Raw genomic sequence first — 17,413 nt, forward strand, 5'->3', positions numbered from 1 at the left:
CGGTCTCTGCCGAAGCGCCCCTTTTAAGGGGCGCGGGGAACTGCGCGGCCAGCCACGGACAACCCGCAGCTGACCGACGACAGTTCCCCTACAGCGCCCCCCGTCAGAGCTTGGTGACGTCCAGCCCGCCCTCGGCGTACTGCCTGCGCAGCACCTTCTTGTCGAACTTGCCGACGCTCGTCTTCGGCACCGCCTCGATGACCGTCCAGCGCTCAGGCAGCTGCCACTTGGCGATCTTGCCCTCGTCGGCGAGGAAGCTGCGCAGGGCCTCGAAATCGGTGCTGGCGCCCTCCTTGAGAACGACCGTGGCCAGCGGACGCTCGCCCCACTTCTCGTCGGGGACGGCGACCACGGCGGCCTCGGCGACGTCCGGGTGGGACATCAGCGCGTTCTCCAGGTCGACCGAGGAGATCCACTCGCCGCCGGACTTGATGACGTCCTTGGCGCGGTCGGTGAGGGTGAGGAAGCCGTCGGGGGAGATGACGCCGACGTCGCCGGTCTTCAGCCAGCCGTCCTCACTGAACTTGTCGTCGGGGCGCAGCGGTTCGGCGTCGGGGCCGTTGTAGTAGGCGCCGGCGATCCAGGGGCCGCGCACCTCCAGCTCGCCCGCCGACTCGCCGTCCCACGGGATGCGCTCGCCGCCGGGGCCGGTGAGCCGGGCCTCGACGCTCGCCGGGAAACGGCCCTGGGTGAGCCGGTACCCGAACTCCTCCTCCGTACCGACCGCGTGGGCCGGCGGCCGGGCGACCGTGCCGAGCGGGGACGTCTCCGTCATGCCCCAGGCGTGGCAGACCCGCATGCCGAGGTCGTCGAACGCCTTCATGAGCGACGGCGGGCAGGCCGAGCCGCCGATGGTGACCTGGCCGAGGGTGGAGACGTCACGCGGGTTCGCGTTGAGCTCGGCGAGCAGGCCCTGCCAGATGGTGGGCACGGCGGCCGCGTGCGTCGGCTTCTCGCGCTCGATCATCTCGGCGAGGGGCGCGGGCTGCAGGAAGCGGTCCGGCATCAGCATGTTGACGCCGGTCATGAAGGTGGCGTGCGGCAGGCCCCAGGCATTGACGTGGAACTGCGGGACCACCACGAGCGAGGTGTCCTGGTCCGTCAGACCCATCGACTGGGTCATGTTGACCTGCATGGAGTGCAGGTAGATCGAACGGTGCGAGTAGACGACGCCCTTCGGGTCGCCCGTGGTGCCGGAGGTGTAACACATGGCGGCGGCCTGCCGCTCGTCCAGCTCCGGCCAGTCGTACGTGGTCGGCTTGCCGGCGATCAGGTCCTCGTACTCGTGGACCTGGACGGAGGCGCCCGCGAGGAGGGAACGGTCGCCCGGACCGGCCACCACCACATGCTCGACCGGCTTGAGGTGCGGGAGCAGCGGGGCGAGCAGGGGGAGGAGCGAGCCGTTGGCGATGACGACGCGGTCGGCGGCGTGGTTGACGATCCACGCCAGCTGCTCGGCCGGGAGCCGGAGGTTGAGGGTGTGCAGGATCGCGCCCATGGAGGGGATCGCGAAGTAGGCCTCGACGTGCTCGGCGTTGTTCCACATCAGGGTCGCGACCCGCTCGTCGCCGACCACTCCCAGGTCCTCGCGCAGGGCATGCGCCAGCTGGGCCGAGCGGTCCCCGACCTCGGCGAAGGACCGGCGGTGCGGCTCGGCCTCACCGGTCCAGGTGGTGACCTGCGATGTGCCGTGGATCGTGGACCCGTGGGCCAGGATCCTCGAGATCAGCAGCGGTACGTCCTGCACGGTGCTCAGCACGGCGTCCTCCCGGGGGCGACATTGCCTACGCGGCGGTAAGGGTTGCGGAGATTCTGCGCGCATACCGCGCGGTATGTCACTAGGGTCGGGCGATCGATCATGTCACGTTGCGTTCACAGAGCTCAGCCGGTAGGGGTGAGAGAGCTCTGCCGCCGAGGGTGAGGGGAGGGGCTCACCGCCGGCCGCGAGGGTCCTACCGGACCAGGCGTAGCTCCGGCTCATCACCGAACCAGGCCCAGCTCCGGGTCCTCGCGCAGCTTGCCGAGCGCTCTCGACACCGCCGACTTCACCGTGCCCACGGAGACCCCGAGCACCTCGGCCGTCTGGACCTCGCTGAGGTCCTCGTAGTACCGCAGGACGACCATCGCCCGCTGCCGTGCCGGCAGCCGCATGATCGCGCGCCACATCGCGTCGTGCAGCGCCTGCTGCTCCGCGGGGTCGGTGTCCTGGCCGGGCACCGGCTCCGGCTCGGGCAGCTCGTCGCAGGCGAACTCGTCGACCTTACGCTTGCGCCACTGCGAGGTCCGGGTGTTGAGCAGCGCCCGGCGCACATAGCCGTCGAGGGCACGGTGGTCCTCGATGCGCTCCCAGGCGACGTAGGTCTTGGCCAGCGCGGTCTGCAGCAGATCCTCCGCGTCGCTCGGGTTCGCGGTGAGCGAGCGGGCGGTACGCAGCAGCACCGGCTGGCGGGCCCGTACGTACGACGTGAAGGAGGGATACGTCGCGCTCGGAAGGGACCGCGTCGCGGCGTCGGAAGCGCTGGTGCAGACGGGTGTGGTCATGGCTCCACGCTATGAGCGACCCCTACTTCGGCGGATCGGCCGCAGGTGCCGAAGCCAAGTCCGCCTCAGGTTGTAGGGGTGGGGCTGACTCCACCTCCTGAAGGTGGACGAGGGAGGGAGGCCTACTGCGGGATTACCCCTGAGGGTCACCCGTCGGCGGCAAGCACCAGCCCCGAGGTCGGCACCCCTGTTCCGGCCGTCACCAGCACCCGCTCGGTTCCGGGTATCTGATTCACGGACGTCCCCCTCACCTGCCTCACCCCCTCCGCGATTCCATTCATCCCGTGCAGATACGCCTCCCCCAACTGCCCCCCGTGGGTGTTGAGCGGCAGCCTCTCCTCGGCCACGAAGCCCGGCGCCTCCCCCTTTCCGCAGAACCCGAACTCCTCCAGCTGCATCAGGACGAACGGTGTGAAGTGGTCGTAGAGGATCCCCACGTCGATCTCCCCGGGCCCCAGGCCCGCCGTCCGCCACAGCTGCCGCGCCACCACGGCCATCTCCGGCAGGCCGGTGAGATCGTCCCGGTAGAAGCTCGTCATCTGCTCCTGCCCACGGCCGGCGCCCTGAGCTGCGGCCGCTATGACAGCCGGTGCGTGCGGCAGGTCTCGGGCCCGCTCGACGGAGGTGACGACGATCGCCTGGCCGCCGTCGGTTTCCTGGCAGCAGTCCAGCAGCCGCAGCGGCTCGACGATCCAGCGCGAGGCCGTGTGGTCGGCGAGGGTGATGGGTCTGCCGTGGAAGTAAGCGGCCGGGTTGGTCGCCGCGTACTTGCGGTCCACCACCGCCACATGCCCGAACGCCTCCGGCGTCAGCCCATAGGTGTGCAGATAGCGCTGGGCCGCCATGGCCACCCAGGACGCCGGGGTGAGCAGCCCGAACGGCAGTGACCAGCCGAGCGCCGCGCCCTCCGCCGACGGCTCCCGGTGCTGCACACCCGAGCCGAATCTCCGGCCCGACCGCTCGTTGAAGGCCCGGTAGCAGACCACCACCTCCGCGACCCCCGTCGCCACCGCGAGCGCGGCCTGCTGGACGGTCGCGCAGGCGGCGCCGCCGCCGTAGTGGATCCGGGAGAAGAAGGACAGCTCCCCCATCCCGCACGCCTGCGCCACGGTGATCTCCGGGCTGGTGTCCATCGTGAACGTCACCATCCCGTCCACGTCCCCGGGCGTGAGCCCCGCGTCGTCCAGCGCGGCCCGCACCGCCTCCACGGCCAGCCGGAGCTCGCTGCGTCCGGAGTCCTTGGAGAACTCGGTGGCCCCGATACCGACGATCGCCGCCCGACCGCCCAGGGCGTCCCGCTCCCGCACGCTCATGCCGGGCCCTCCGCGGACGCGGTGGCGGACGGCTCTCCCGCGGACGCAGTGGCGGACGACTCTCCCGCGGGCACGGTCACCGTCACCGTGCCGGTCACGTGCTTGCCGATGCCGTTGGCCCCGACCACCCGTACCGTCGCCGTGTCGCCGTCGACCTCCTCCACCCGGCCCGTCAACACCATGGTGTCGCCCGGGTAGTTGGGCGCCCCCAGTCGTATGGCTACCTTGCGCAGGATGGCCGTCGATCCGAAGTGGTCGGTGATGTAGCGGCCGACCAGGCCGTTCGTCGTCAGGATGTTCATGAAGATGTCGGGAGAGCCCTTCTGGTGGGCCAACTCCGGGTCGTGGTGCACGTCCTGGTAGTCGCAGGAGGCGACGGCCCCGGCGACGATCAGTGTGCGGGTGATCGGGATCTCCAGCGGAGCCAGTTCGTCACCCGCCCTGATTCGGCTCTCCACGGTCCGCTCGTCGCCGCTCATGCGACCGCCTCCTCAGCCTCCGGGGCACGCCAGACCGGCAGCACCAACTCCTCGTCGTACTCGTGGAATTCGAGCCGCACCGGCATCCCGATCCGCACCTTGTCGCACGGCACTCCCAGCACATTGCCGATCATCCGCACGCCCTCGGACAGTTCGATCAGGCCGACCGCGTAGGGCGGGTCGAAGGCGGAGAACGGCGGGTGGTGCATCACGACGTACGAATAGACCGTGCCCTCGCCGCACGCCTCGACCGTGTCCCAGTCCGGGCCCCCGCAGGCGCTGCACCCGGGCAGCCAGGGGTGGCGGAGCGTGCCGCAGTCGGTGCAGCGCTGGATGAGGAGTCTGCGGTGTCGGACGCCTTCCCAGAAGCCGGCGTTGTCGCGGTTGACGACGGGGCGGGGGCGGGCGGGCTTCTGCTGACGGTCGCGGTCGGGCCTCGACCGTCCCGCCGGCGGCCGGGGCGTGTACTTGAGGATGCGGAAGCGGTGGGTGCCCGCCAGGTCGGGTCCGACGTGGATGTCCATACGGGTCGTGACGAAGTAGCCGGTGCCGAGCTTGGTCATCTTCCTCTCCGACACCGACTCGACGACCGAGTCGAAGGTGATCTCGTCCCCGGGACGCAGGGGCCGTAGATACTCCTGCTCACAGTCGGTGGCCACCACCGACGTATAGCCCGCCTCGTCGAGCAGGCCGAGCAGCTCGTCATAGGCGTGTGCGCGGCCCGGGCGGCCGGTGAGGCCGCTCATGGTCCACGCCTGGAGCATGGTGGGCGGTGCGATGGCGTCAGGACCCGAGTACGCCGGATTGGTGTCGCCCATCGCCTCGCACCAGTGCCGGATCATGGCCGCGTTCACGGCATCCCTTCCCGCACGCGTCACCGCGGCGGGCCGGCCCTCGTAGGCCTTCAGCCGCATGTCGAGCTCGTCGTCCGCCGCCACCTGTTGGCTCACCCCCGGCCCGTACCCCACCGTCGCCCCCTCGTCCCCATCGTCCTCATCGCGCCATCGCCCCACGGCGCATCGCACTGACACTTCTGGTACACCGCGACCGCCGATCCGGTTCCCACGAGTTCTCGAGAACTTTCACCTGACCCACCAAGATTTCTGACTGTCCGTCAGATGCGGTTGACTGTCAAGGCCGATGGACTGTCAAGGCCGACGGGACTGTCAAGGCCGATGGACTGTCAAGGCCGACGGGACTGCCAAGGCCGACGGACCGTCAAGGCCGACGGGAGTACCCGCACCGCGGCCCCCGCAGAACCGGCGTCACGACAGCCGAAAACGCCTGCGCGGCGGTACCGAAGCACCGCCGCGCAGACGCGTTACACCCCACAGCACACCCACAGTTCCGAGGGGGCCGATGCCTGAGCACCGGGGCACCGACCCCCTCAGCTCACCACCAGAGCGGAGTGAAGTTGACCGACGTGTTGTCGTTGCCCTGGTTGACGGCCGTGAAGGCGGAGCCGTTGACCTGGGCGGTGTTGCTCTGGTTCGAGGCACCGGAGCCGGTCGCCTGCTGCTGGGTGGTGGACGAGGTGCCCCAGTTGTCGCCACCGACCCCGCTGCCGATGAGGCCCTGAGCGGCCTCCGTCTCCGTGACAGTCGCGCTGGATCCGTTGTCCGCGATGGCGCCGTTGTCCGCCGTCGCGACGCCGGAGAAAAGGGCGACAGCGAGCGGTAGGGCGGAGACGGCTGCGATGACGCGGGCAGTACGGATGCTTGCCATGTTGTTCCTCCAGAACAGGTGCGCCCAGGCTCCCCGCCGGACGCTTTGGTGGTGCATGCAGTACGCATGAAGTACGGCTTGTTCCCAGGCAGTTGGCCGACCGCCCCGGAGTCGTTCACGACGTCGCGAGATCAGAGTTGCCCACCGAATCCCCGGCGAACCACCCCGGAAGCCCTGATTCGCCCTCAAGCGTGATGACAAGTCGATAAACCCCTTTCACCACTCTCAACTCCCGATGCAGGGCAGTACGGACAGTTCCGCCTCAAGCGGCACAAGGGGTGAAAGGTTCCGGCACGCTTCCGGCCAATCTCCGTCCACCGGCGGATCGTCGGCGGGTCGCGACCAATCCCTCTTTCCTTTTTCGAACATCCGTACGAACATGGAGGCATGGCCACCACAGACCGGCAGGCCACGACGCTGGCCCTCGCACACGCCCTGTCAGCCGCCGAGCGCGGACTGGCCGTCATTCCCCTGTCCCGGACGAAGCTCCCGGCCCTGCGTTCCCCCCACCGCGACGACCCCGACCCCGCTCCCTGCCACGGCGAGTGCGGCCGCTTCGGGCACGGCGTCTACGACGCCTCCACCGACCCCGCCCGCATCCGCGAACTCTTCGCTTCCGCCCCCTGGGCGACCGGCTATGGCATCGCCTGTGGGCTGCCCCCGCACCACCTGATCGGCATCGACCTCGACACCAAATCCGGTACGGACTCCTCCGCCGCCCTGCGCGAACTGGCGCTGCGCCATCTGTTCACGATTCCGCCCACAGTGGTCGTCGTGACCCCGAGCGGCGGCCGCCACCTCTGGCTGACCGGCCCGCCCGACGTCGTCGTCCCCAACTCGGCGGGCCGGCTCGCACCGGGCATCGACATCCGGGGCGCGGGCGGCTACCTCGTCGGCCCCGGCTCCCGCACCGACCACGGCGTCTACAGCACCGCCCCCGGCACGGCCCACATCGCCCCCGCGCGCTGCCCGCGCGCCCTCCTGCGCCTCCTGCTCCCCCCACCTCGCACGCACCACCCCGCGCCCCCGTCGACCGGCGGCCACGGCCAGGGCCTCGTCCAGTTCGTACTGGCCGCGCACGAGGGCCAGCGCAACACCCGACTGTTCTGGGCGGCGTGCCGCGCGTACGAGGACGGAATCGGCCCCGCCCTGGTCGCCCCACTCGTCGAGGCGGCCCTCAACACCGGCCTGACCGAACGCGAGGCCCGCGCGACGATCGCGTCGGCGGCACGGTTGACGGGGCATCGGCCCTGATGGACGTGCTTAGGCGCGCATGTCCGTGCGTAGGCGCGCGTGTGCGTGTGTACGGGCGCGTGTGCGTGTGTACGCGAGCAAGTCCGTGCTACGCGGCTTACGCGCGCGTGGACGTGTGTACGCACGCACACTGCCCGCCGCCAGCCCCGCCGATGTACATGCCCGCCCTGCCCCCCGCCGACGTACATGCCCGCCCTGCCGCGCCCCCTACTCGTACGACTGCCACTACGGACGCACGCGAACGACCGCCCTGACGGCATGAGGCTGCCGCCGACCTCGACCGCGTCGGGGCGACTGACCGGCCCTGAAATTCACGGGAGCTCGATGCACCACCGCCCTAGAGTGCCGACCATGTCGCTGACCAGGGTCGTCCTCACGTCCGGCCGCTCGCTCGACCTCTCGGAGCTGCGGCTCTCCTCGACGTACGGCGGCATGTTGGAGGGCTACCCGTGCAAGCCGGTCAACGAGATGAAGATCAAGAGCCTGATCAAGGCCGCGGCACGCGCCCATCCCTCCACACCGGTGCACCTGGTGCCGCCGCCACGCGAGTATCCCGACCAGTACGCCGGCGCGTTCGGCCCGGTCGAGGTGCTGCCTCAGGTGGCCTGCGTGGGCGCGTTCCACTCCACGGCCCTCGACCGCGCCCACGACCCGGTCCTTCACCGCTCCGCCCTGACGATCATCTGGTTCCAGCCCACGACGCATGTGCCGTCCGGCTGCGATGCGGAGGACTCGCTGCGGGAGGTCGACTGGGAGGGGCTGGCGCGGGACTACGAGCTCTAGGGTCGGCGCATGCCGAGGGGGAGGGGCGGGGGGCGGCAGATCGGCGGGGAAATCGGCTTTCCGCGGAGTCCGGCCAGAAGGGGTGCCTCTTCGATGGGGGTCGGGCGAGATCTCCGCTCCCACGCAGGCCAGACCAGCGAAGCCGGGTCGCCGCAGTCGCAGCCTTGCTTGTCGTGCCCTCTACGTGCCCCAGGCGCACGATCGTGCCCGCTCAGCCGCCGGTCACAGCAGGAACGATCACTGCGGCAACAGCCGACAGCAGCCCTCCTATGGCCAGGGCGCCGTTGAACTTCTCTTTGGCCGTTGGAAACACGGAGCGACTCACGTTCCCGACCTTGCTGCGCAGAACGATCATCTTGAGCTTCTGCCATCTGTGCTGACGCTTCGAGCATCCCATCAGTACGCCATAGGCGTTGTTGCGGCAGTAGGTCTGCCCGTCTCGGTTAACCGCTCCACACCAGACCGGTACCTGGAAGGCGGCGTAGGCCGAGACGCCGAGTGACAGAGCCACGATCACCGGCAAGGCCCATTGCTGGCTCCAGGCAACGACTAAGGCAGCAGCCACCATGTATCCCCAGTACAGACGCACTACTTTCCCCATGGGCACGCAGAGTAGCCGTGCATATGCACGGCCCATAGACGCGAATTGGACACCGCCCATGCGTGACAGACGTCATGAGCGATCACTGATGGGATCTCGGAGAACGACCAAGGGCTGCTCCTCGCCTCACTTGGTTGGTTCTTGAAGTAGGTGAGGGCGGTGGGGAGCGAAGAGCACGCCTTGATCACTCATGGGTAGGCTCGGTCCATGAGCGGCGACTGGCGGACGGACCGGATCGGGACTGCTCTGCGGGGCGAGAACCCGACCGTGATGCGGCAACTTGAGTCTGGCTTCGCGGTGATCGGCGACGTTCAGTTCCTGCCCGGGTACTCGGTTCTCCTCACGGACGAACCGGGTGTTCAGCGGCTGTCTGACCTGCCGAGGGCCAAGCGACGGTCGTTCCTGTCCGACATGGACCACCTGGGAGAAGCGGTCGAGCGGGCCTGTGGCCGGATCGACCCCGGCTTCCGCCGGGTCAACCTGGAGATCCTCGGCAACACGGACCCGTTCCTGCATGCGCACGTATGGCCGAGGTTCGACTGGGAGCCGGCCGAACTGGTGGGCAAGCCGGTGTGGCTGTATCCGCGTGACCGCTGGAGTGACGAGCGGTTCAGTCTCGGCTCCCAGCACGATGTGCTGCGGGATGCGATCGGCAGCGAACTGGATCAGCTGAGGTCGATGACCTGACGGTGTGGGCCCGCCGACCGTCAGGTCGGCAGGCCGGGAAACCACGGAGAACAACGATCAATGGCGGGGAGCGAACAAGGCGAGAGCCTCCGACCTTTCCGCGGGTCAGAGGCTCTCATGCTGCGGTGGGTGTGGGATTTGAACCCACGGTGACATCGCTGCCACGACGGTTTTCAAGACCGTTCCCTTAGGCCGCTCGGGCAACCCACCTGTGCTCCGGCCCGCCCGGGGCGGAGCGGGTACAGAGTACCGGCCTTGCGTAGTGCGCGGGGTGTGTGGTCCCTGTGGGCAGTGAGGGCGGGGCGCCCGGGGGGGCAGGGGGTGGGGCAGGGAGGTGGGGCAGGGGCGGTTGTCAGGGCTTGTCGTTGCTGAGGCGGGCGCCGTTGGTGGCGGTCTCGAAGACCGGGCGGTACTCGTGCCACTGCGCGTCCGGCGCGGACAGGTAGATCACGTACTGGGTGCCGTCGTCGCCTGCGAAGGCCAGCTCCGCCGCCCGGAACTTGCGGGCCGTGCCGTCGAAGGTGAACTCCCAGTACCCGGCGGGTCGGCCGCGGAAGGTCGTCGACGCCATCCGCACGCGTTCGTAGCCGGGGTTGTCGCGGCGGGTCTGGTCCTCCTCCGTCTCCCGCCAGTGCTGGACGGGATCGGTGCCGGCGAACTCGACGACGTTGACCCGCAGACCCACCAGGCCGGTCGGGTCGATGTACGCAAGCTCGCCGCCGGGCAGCGTCTTGGGCACCCAGCCGTCCGGCACCGGCACGGACAGACCGCCGCCCGCGTCCTCCAGGTGGTGGCCGGTGGGCACCGGCGGTGGGGTGGTCGGGCCCGAACTCGGAGCGCTCGCCGAGGACGTGGGCGTCTCGGCGCCGGTGCCGGAGCCGGAACCGTGAGCCGACGACTGGTCGGTTCCACCGCCCTTCAGCCACCACAGGGTCCCGCCCGCAAGACAAGCGACCAGTGTCATCGCCACGACCGACCACAGCACCGAACGGCGGCGGTTGCCCCTGCCCGATCGGCCGGTTCGATCACCGGGGCCATGGCCTTCAGAGCCCTCCGCGAGCTCCGTACGAGTCCGCTCACGGCCCGTCGGCTCGTCGGCCCTCTCTCCTCGCACCGTCGTCTCGACGCGAGTCGTGCGTGTGCCGGTCAGGTCCGTCAGGCGGCGTTCGACCTCGTGCACGTCCATGCGTCGGCCGGGTTCCTTGACCAGGAGACCTTCGATCACCGGGGCCAGCTCGCCGGCGCTGCGCGGGGGCTCGTAGGGGTCGGTGGCGATGGCGTACGCGGTTTCGATCGCGGTGGCGCGACGGAACGGGTCCCGGCCCTCGACCGCCTGGTACAGCGTCGCCCCGAGAGCCCACAGGTCACTGGCGGGACCGGTCTCGGGGTGCGCGCCCCTGAGCCGTTCGGGCGCCAGGTAGCGGATGGAGCCGATCAGTTCGCCGGGCTTGGTCAGCGAGGACGTCCCCGACTCCATGGCGATCCCGAAGTCGGTGAGGACGATCCGCCCGCCGTCGCCGAGGAGGACGTTCGCCGGTTTGACGTCCCGGTGCAGGACCCCGGCGTCATGGGCGGCACGCAGCGCGGACGCCATGGCGCGGCCGATCCGGGCGGCCTCCGCCGGCGGCAGAGCGCCCCGCTGCTTCAGTACGTCGCTGAGGGTGAGCGACGGTATGTACTCCATGACGATGCACGGCAGCCCCTCGTCGTCGAGCACGTCGTGCACCACGATCACGTTGGGATGGGCGATCCGGGCGGCGCTGCGGGCCTCCCGGCGGGTGCGCTCGTAGAGGGTCTGCACCTCGTCGTCCTGGAGGTGCGGCGGGATGTGCAGCTTCTTCAGGGCGACATGACGGCCCAGCAGTGTGTCCTCGGCCCGCCACACGGTGCCCATGCCGCCACTGCCCACCCGCTCCACCAGCAGGTACCGGTCGGCGACGAGCCGCCCAAGATCGGACACCGCGAGACCGCCCCCTCTTCCGTATCCCATTCGCGCGCTGCTTCCCATTCGCGAACAGTCCAGGTCGAGAAGGCACGATAGTCCATGCGAGTGAATGGACACCGTCAGCACGCTCGCGGGCGCGGCAAGGAATGAGCGCGGCACGCCACAAGGCGCGGCCCTCATCGAGAGCCGCGCCCACGCGTGCGTGGCCGTCGCCTCAGCTGTCGCCGGTGCGGGAACCCAGGGTCAGTTCGACGGTGTTCGTCTTGCCGCCTCGCTCGTAGGTGATCGTGACCTTGTCGCCGGGCTGGTGGGTCCAGATCTCGCCGATCAGGGTGGGACCGGAGTCGATCACCGTGTCGTCGAGCTTGGTGATGACGTCGCCCGGCTTGAGGCCGGCCTTGGCGGCGGGGCCGCCCGCCTCCACCGCGTCCGAACCGCTGGCGCCCTGCTCGGTGATCTTGGCGCCGTCGCCGGTGTCCTCCAGGGAGACGGAGGCGCCGATCTTGGCGTACACCGGCTTGCCGGTCTTGATCAGCTGCTGGGCGACGTACTTGGCCTGGTTGATCGGGATGGCGAAGCCGAGGCCGATCGAGCCGGACTGGCTGGTGCCGCCCAGGCCGTTGGCGGCGGACTGGATCGCGGAGTTGATGCCGATGACATTGCCCTGCGCGTCCAGCAGCGGGCCGCCGGAGTTGCCGGGGTTGATCGAGGCGTCCGTCTGGAGGGCGCTCATGTAGGAGGCGTTGGAGCCGGTGCCGTCGCTGGAGGCCACCGGGCGGTTCTTGGCGCTGATGATGCCGGTGGTGACCGTGTTGGACAGGCCGAAGGGGGCGCCGATGGCGATCGTCGAGTCGCCTACGGCCACCTTGTCGGAGTCGCCGAGCGTGAGCGGCACGAGGTCCGACGGGGCGCTCTTGAGCTTGACGACCGCCACGTCGTAGCCCTGTGCGTGACCGACGACCTCGGCGTCGTACCTCTTGCCGTTCGGGAACGTCGCCGTGAGCTTGCCGCCGTCGACCGCGTCGGCCACCACGTGGTTGTTGGTGACGATGTGGCCCTCGGTGTCGAAGACGAAGCCGGTGCCGGTACCACCCTCGCCGCTGCTGCTCTCGGCCTGGATCGTGACGGTGCTGGGCAGCGCCTTGCCGGCCACGCCCGCGACGGTGCCCGGGTCGCGCTTGACCGAGCCGCCGCTGTCGGAGGCGGAGACGGTCGTCGAGGAGGTGTTGTCGTCGTTCTTGGCCAGGGTGTAGCCGAGGCCGCCGCCCAGGCCGCCCGCGACCAGCGCGGCGATGAGGACCGCGGCGAGCAGACCGCCGCGCCCGCGACCGGACTTCGGTGCCGGCTGCTGGTAGCCGGCACCCCAGCCGGAGCCCCCACCGGAACCGCCCACACCGCCCGCGCCACCGGCACCACCCGCACCGCTCGCACCGGCACCGCCATCGCCGTACGGCGTGCCGGGCGGCGGCGGAGGCGGCCAGGAGGCGTCGGGGGCCGAGCCCTGGGAGACCGGCGGGTGTCCGCCGTGAGGCGCGGTCGGCGGCTGGGCGCCGTGCGGAGTGGCAGGCGGCTGGGGCCCGTGCCGGGTGGCAGGCGGCTGGGATCCGTCGGCCGGCGGCTGCGCCCCGTTGGCGGCGGCCTGCGCGGCGTACGGATCCGGACCGTACGACTGTGTGCCGTACGACTGTGTGCCGTTCGAGTTCGCCGGCGCGGTGTTCGGCACGGGCGGGAGCGGAGCGGTGGGCTCGGCGTCGGCACGCGGAGCCGGGGAGTCCTGGGATGCCGGAGCAGCAGGAGCATCCGCCGGCACGGGGGGTGCGGACGGGGCCGGGGGTACCGCGGCGCCCTCGTTCTCGGTGCTCACAGCTTCTCTCCTAGATCCACGGCTGGTGTTGTCGGTCGCACTCGGTCACGCCCGTTCACGCTTGTTCATGGCCGGTGCGTTTCAGCTGTGCATGTCTTTTTGTATGCCGTCAGCTTTTCCCACGGGCCGTCAGAGCACCATAAGCGGTGCCTGTGCGTCCGCGGCCACTCTTTATATAGGTCATCCACGACCAAAAGGGCGCAATCCCAGCCCTCCGGAAACCACTCCGGAACCGCTCCGGAAACCAGTCCGGTCGCACGACCACCCCGGTGCGGTGGCACCATGACGCGGTGACCCACGCACGGCAGCACCAGATCCAAGTCGTCGCCCACCGCGGAGCCTCCGAGGACGCTCCCGAGCACACCCTGGCCGCCTACAAGAAGGCGATCGAGGACGGTGCGGACGCCCTCGAGTGCGACGTACGCCTCACCGCGGACGGCCACCTCGTCTGCGTACACGACCGCCGCGTCAACCGTACGTCCAACGGCCGCGGCGCGGTCTCGGCGCTGGAGCTCGCCGAGCTCGCCGCCCTCGACTTCGGCTCACGCAAGAACCGTGACTCGTGGAAGAACCGGGCCGAGGAGCCCGACTGGGAGTTCCGGCCCGAGGACCCCGAGGACACCTCCGTACTGACCCTGGAGCGGCTGCTGGAACTCGTCGCCGACGCCGGGCGGCGCGTGGAGATGGCCATCGAGACCAAGCATCCGACCCGGTGGGCGGGGCAGGTCGAGGAGCGGCTGCTGCTTCTGCTGAAGCGTTTCGGCCTGGATACGCCCGCCTCGATGGCCGAGTCCCCGGTGCGGGTCATGAGCTTCTCGGCGCGCTCGCTGCATCGCGTGCGTGCCGCGTCCCCGACGCTGCCGACGGTCTACCTGATGCAGTTCGTCTCACCGAGGCTGCGCGACGGGCGGCTGCCCGCGGGGGTCCACATCGCCGGTCCCTCGATCCGGATCGTGCGCAGTCATCCGGCCTATGTGCACCGCCTGAAGCAGGCCGGCCACCAGGTGCACGTATGGACCGTGAACGAGCCCGAGGACGTCGACCTCTGCGTCGAGCTGGGCGTCGACGCCATCATCACCAACCGCCCGCGCGCGGTGCTGCACCAACTCGGCCGCTGACCCGCGCGCACTCGCGAAAGGGTCACACAGCGGGCGCAAAGGGGGCACGCAACAACCCGCGAAGCGGGTCACCCAGCGCCCGCGAAACGGGTCACACAGCACCCGCGAAGCGGGCCGCGCAGCGGGTAACCCCTATATCCCCTTGAATCCCTGTACAACCTCTTGACCCCGCTACCCCTCCGGCCCCATCCTCCACTCTCGGCCACACCGAAGAATTCCAGCCATCTTGATTACAGGGAGTGCTCCGGCGCGTTCGGTCCGTATTCGATCGTTGTGAATGCGTCGCCGGACGTTGATTGGCCGGTTTCCGGTACAGGCCAATGGGGCATCCACACCGTGGCGTGGGGCAAAGGAGGTCTCGGGGGTGGCGTTGGTGGTGGCACAGGAGGTGCCCACGTCGTCGAGCATGGCCGTACCCCATGGTCCTGCGGGCGTGGGGGAAGCAAGACACCGGATGCGCAAGCAGCTGCGCACGGGTGGCGTTGCGGAATCGGTCATCGACGATGCCGTACTTATTCTTTCCGAACTCTTGAGCAATGCGTGCAAACACGGCCGACCGCTGGGTGACGCGCTCGCCGGGGACGGCGACGTCCGGGCCGCCTGGCGGGTGGACTCCGGCGGCAGGCTCACGGTGGAGGTGACGGACGGCGGCGGACCCACTCGCCCTGCTCCGGCCACGCCCTCGGTCACCGCACACGGCGGCCGCGGGCTGAACATCATCACCGCTCTCGCCGACGACTGGGGCGTACGGGACGACGCCCGGGGCGAGGTCACGGTCTGGGTGGTGGTCCACGACGACGTACACGATCCTGATGCCGGGCACCGCCGGGACGACTTCGCTACGCGCGTCGCGGCCCCCTCGATCCGCGCGATACCGGGCCTGGACTTCGCGGACGCCTTCGACGACCTCGACTGACGAGGGGCCGGACCGGCTCCGCTCCCGACACGCGGCAACGGCGGTCGGCCCACAGACTCCGAACACGCGGCAACGGCAGTTGGCCCATTGACTCCCGACCCGCGGCAACGGCGGTCCGTCCACTGACTCCCGACGCACGACAACAGCAGTCGGCCCACAGACTCCGGACACGCGGCAACGGCGGTTCGTCCACAGACTCCCGGCGCGACCCGCTGCGTTGTCCACAGCCTCCCGTCGGCCATGGCGTGAACGGCTAGGCTCGCGCCCGTAACAGACGAGCCGTAACCGGGAGACACCCACGATGGCCAAGAAGCGAGTCCAGACCAAGGCCAAGCGCCCGCAGCTCAGCGACGCAGAGATCCCGGTGGTCGGCGCGCGTGAGCCTTGCCCCTGCGGCAGCGGCCGGCGTTACAAGGCCTGTCACGGCCGGGCCGCCGCACACGCGGTGACCGAGCTGGTCCAGCGCCCCTTCGAGGGACTGCCCGGCGAGTGCGACTGGGTGGCCCTGCGTGAGCTGGTGCCGGCCGCCACCGTCGAACTGCCCCTGAAGGACGGCCTGCCGGAAGGTGTCCCGTCCGTCACGCTGGCCACGGTGCTGCCGATGGCCTGGCCGGCCCTGCGCCGCGACGACGGCTCGGTGCTGCTCGGCCTGCAGAACGACACGGCGTCCGGCGACATCAGCCGCGACCTCGCCGACACCCTCCAGCAGGCCCTCGCCGCCAAGCCCGGCACCCCGGTCCAGGGTCGCCGTGCCCCCGCCGACGGTCCCCGGCTCCAGGATCTGCTCGATCCAGAAGGCGCCTTCGAGCCAGTTGTGCACCCGGGCTTCGAGTTCTGGGTCCCGGACGCGGAGAACGCCACTCCGGAAGTGACCGCCTCCCTGGAGCGGGCGAACGCCGCGGCCATTCCGACCGTGAAGCTGACCGGTGTGGACGCCGCCTACTGGTGCGAGACGCCGGACAAGAACCACCTGCGCTGGGTCATGCCGCACCCCGAGGAGCAGCTTCTGGACGCCCTCGCGCGGCTGCACGCCGCGGGCCGGTCCAACCTCGGTGAGGGCACCCGGCTTGTGGGTTCCTTCCGTGCTCACGGCCTGACCGTGCCTGTTTGGGACCTGCCGAGCGGCGTCGGCGCCGAGGACGTGGAGAAGCCGGCGGCCGAGTTCGCCGAGCGCCTCGCCGCGGCCCTGGCCACGGACGCTCCGCTCACGCCGGACGAGCGTCGCGCGCGCGGCGGTCTGACCAACCGGCAGGTCACGCTCAGCTGACACGCGTGGCGAAGACCGGGTTGGGCTGAACGGCCGTTCAGCCCAACCGGGCCGCGCGGGAGGGGTGAATCCGATCACAACTCCCCTGCGGAGCAAGGGAATCCGTGACTTGAAAGCCCGGATCGAATTTGCGAACGGCCGATCTCTTGTTACCGTTCCATTAGCCCGGTTGCTGGTGCATCCCCCGTCGCCAGCAACCGGGTCTTTCCATGTGGCACGTTGCTTTACGGAATGACGTCGACCGTCAACCGTCCGTGGGGGCCCCGGATTTGTCCGGTGCGGAGTTGCTGGCGGAACGCAGCAGCAGCGCCCCGCCACCGGTCCGGTCCGCAAACTCCGTGACCGCGGTGTAGGCGTCCAGTGCCGCGCGTGTGCGCTGCCGGGGCGTCTCACAGGTCCCCGGTTCGTCCTCGGCGCTCACCTCGCAGCGCATCTGCATCGTGCGTCCGCCGGGCCCCATGAGGCTCAGTACGGAGTCCAGCGCACCGCCGGTCGCATTGCGAAAGTAGGTGCGCGCCCAGGTGTCCTCACCCTGGGTGAGGACACAGGTCTGCGCCTCGACGCCCTCGGGCGAGGTGAGCTCGGGACCGCAGCGCACGGCGGTCGAGAGACCCAGATCGAGCAGCACCGGCGAGTCGGTGGGCGTGGCCGAGGGCGCCTTCGCGTCGCCTCGCGGAGTCGAACGTTTCGCGCCGTCCTTCGGGGCGTCCGGGGAGGACCGTACGGCGTCGCGCGTGGGCGCGCCCACGGCGGCGCGGCCCGCCTCGACGACCTGACCGGCGGCGGCCCAGGCGAGCGGCAGCGCGATCGCGGCCGCCGCGACGGACGCGAGGGCGATCAGACGGACTCTTCGCTGGTTCGGCCCGCGGCGATGTGACGACGGTGCCCTTTTTCCCCTGGAATGACGCGGCATATCCGGA

The 17,413-nt window shown here is 70.0% G+C and carries 16 protein-coding genes and 1 tRNA gene; 6 read left to right on the top strand and 11 right to left on the bottom strand.

Annotated elements, in window-relative coordinates; genetic code table 11:
* Nucleotides 1–103: 103 nt before the first annotated feature.
* The 6 genes from ACFPQ9_RS09155 to ACFPQ9_RS09180 form a co-directional block, all read right to left on the bottom strand.
* Nucleotides 104–1,759, bottom strand: a complete 1,656-nt coding sequence (locus ACFPQ9_RS09155) for a long-chain fatty acid--CoA ligase (RefSeq protein WP_380849509.1) — start codon at nt 1,757–1,759, stop codon at nt 104–106.
* A gap of 221 nt (nt 1,760–1,980) precedes the next feature.
* The gene (locus tag ACFPQ9_RS09160) at nt 1,981–2,541 is read right to left on the bottom strand and encodes a SigE family RNA polymerase sigma factor (RefSeq protein WP_380849512.1); all 561 of its coding nucleotides are present in this window, start codon (nt 2,539–2,541) and stop codon (nt 1,981–1,983) included.
* Between the two features lie 146 nt (nt 2,542–2,687).
* The gene (locus ACFPQ9_RS09165) at nt 2,688–3,854 is read right to left on the bottom strand and encodes a lipid-transfer protein (protein ID WP_380849515.1); all 1,167 of its coding nucleotides are present in this window, start codon (nt 3,852–3,854) and stop codon (nt 2,688–2,690) included.
* Nucleotides 3,851–4,300, bottom strand: coding sequence for a MaoC/PaaZ C-terminal domain-containing protein (locus ACFPQ9_RS09170; RefSeq protein ID WP_380850064.1), 450 nt, complete (start codon nt 4,298–4,300; stop codon nt 3,851–3,853). The genes ACFPQ9_RS09165 and ACFPQ9_RS09170 overlap by 4 nt, the downstream gene beginning before the upstream one ends.
* A 29-nt stretch (nt 4,301–4,329) precedes the next feature.
* Entirely contained in the window at nt 4,330–5,247 is a 918-nt protein-coding gene (locus ACFPQ9_RS09175) for a bifunctional MaoC family dehydratase N-terminal/OB-fold nucleic acid binding domain-containing protein (protein WP_380850067.1), read from the bottom strand.
* Between the two features lie 478 nt (nt 5,248–5,725).
* Nucleotides 5,726–6,058, bottom strand: a complete 333-nt coding sequence (locus tag ACFPQ9_RS09180; RefSeq protein WP_380849518.1) for a hypothetical protein — start codon at nt 6,056–6,058, stop codon at nt 5,726–5,728.
* A gap of 387 nt (nt 6,059–6,445) precedes the next feature.
* Here ACFPQ9_RS09180 and ACFPQ9_RS09185 point away from each other — a divergent pair, with 387 nt between their 5' ends.
* Entirely contained in the window at nt 6,446–7,312 is an 867-nt protein-coding gene (locus ACFPQ9_RS09185; RefSeq protein WP_380849521.1) for a bifunctional DNA primase/polymerase, read from the top strand.
* A 351-nt stretch (nt 7,313–7,663) separates the two neighbouring features.
* Nucleotides 7,664–8,095 carry a hypothetical protein gene (locus tag ACFPQ9_RS09190; protein WP_380849524.1) on the top strand — a complete coding sequence of 144 codons (432 nt, stop codon included), beginning with the start codon at nt 7,664–7,666 and terminating at the stop codon, nt 8,093–8,095.
* Nucleotides 8,096–8,306: 211 nt separating this feature from the next.
* Here the strand turns inward: ACFPQ9_RS09190 and ACFPQ9_RS09195 are convergent, their stop codons facing one another.
* Nucleotides 8,307–8,696 carry a hypothetical protein gene (locus ACFPQ9_RS09195; RefSeq protein WP_380849527.1) on the bottom strand — a complete coding sequence of 130 codons (390 nt, stop codon included), beginning with the start codon at nt 8,694–8,696 and terminating at the stop codon, nt 8,307–8,309.
* A 207-nt stretch (nt 8,697–8,903) separates the two neighbouring features.
* Here ACFPQ9_RS09195 and ACFPQ9_RS09200 point away from each other — a divergent pair, with 207 nt between their 5' ends.
* Nucleotides 8,904–9,383, top strand: a complete 480-nt coding sequence (locus ACFPQ9_RS09200; RefSeq protein ID WP_380849530.1) for a diadenosine tetraphosphate hydrolase — start codon at nt 8,904–8,906, stop codon at nt 9,381–9,383.
* 123 nt (nt 9,384–9,506) lie between these two features.
* Here the strand turns inward: ACFPQ9_RS09200 and ACFPQ9_RS09205 are convergent.
* The 3 genes from ACFPQ9_RS09205 to ACFPQ9_RS09215 form a co-directional block, all read right to left on the bottom strand.
* Nucleotides 9,507–9,593 (bottom strand) — tRNA-Ser (locus tag ACFPQ9_RS09205).
* 142 nt (nt 9,594–9,735) lie between these two features.
* Nucleotides 9,736–11,343: a serine/threonine-protein kinase gene (locus ACFPQ9_RS09210; RefSeq protein WP_380849533.1), complete on the bottom strand. Its 1,608-nt coding sequence runs from the start codon at nt 11,341–11,343 to the stop codon at nt 9,736–9,738.
* 199 nt (nt 11,344–11,542) lie between these two features.
* Nucleotides 11,543–13,192, bottom strand: coding sequence for a S1C family serine protease (locus ACFPQ9_RS09215; protein ID WP_380849536.1), 1,650 nt, complete (start codon nt 13,190–13,192; stop codon nt 11,543–11,545).
* Nucleotides 13,193–13,482: 290 nt separating this feature from the next.
* On the opposite strand from ACFPQ9_RS09215, the gene ACFPQ9_RS09220 reads away from it, so the two are divergent.
* From ACFPQ9_RS09220 to ACFPQ9_RS09230, 3 genes are all read left to right on the top strand, one after another.
* Complete coding sequence (locus ACFPQ9_RS09220; protein ID WP_380849539.1) at nt 13,483–14,310, top strand: glycerophosphodiester phosphodiesterase; 828 nt, start codon at nt 13,483–13,485, stop codon at nt 14,308–14,310.
* A gap of 277 nt (nt 14,311–14,587) precedes the next feature.
* Nucleotides 14,588–15,226 (top strand): ATP-binding protein, encoded by a 639-nt coding sequence (locus tag ACFPQ9_RS09225; protein WP_380849542.1) that lies wholly within the window; start codon nt 14,588–14,590, stop codon nt 15,224–15,226.
* 301 nt (nt 15,227–15,527) lie between these two features.
* The gene (locus ACFPQ9_RS09230) at nt 15,528–16,493 is read left to right on the top strand and encodes a DUF5926 family protein (RefSeq protein ID WP_380849545.1); all 966 of its coding nucleotides are present in this window, start codon (nt 15,528–15,530) and stop codon (nt 16,491–16,493) included.
* A gap of 244 nt (nt 16,494–16,737) precedes the next feature.
* Here ACFPQ9_RS09230 and ACFPQ9_RS09235 read toward each other — a convergent pair whose 3' ends face one another.
* A complete protein-coding gene (locus ACFPQ9_RS09235) occupies nt 16,738–17,406 on the bottom strand; it encodes a hypothetical protein (RefSeq protein WP_380849547.1) in 669 nt (222 codons plus the stop codon).
* Nucleotides 17,407–17,413: the final 7 nt, after the last annotated feature.

Origin of the sequence: Streptomyces coerulescens, from assembly GCF_042657965.1 — a bacterium.
Taxonomy (GTDB): domain Bacteria; phylum Actinomycetota; class Actinomycetes; order Streptomycetales; family Streptomycetaceae; genus Streptomyces; species Streptomyces coerulescens.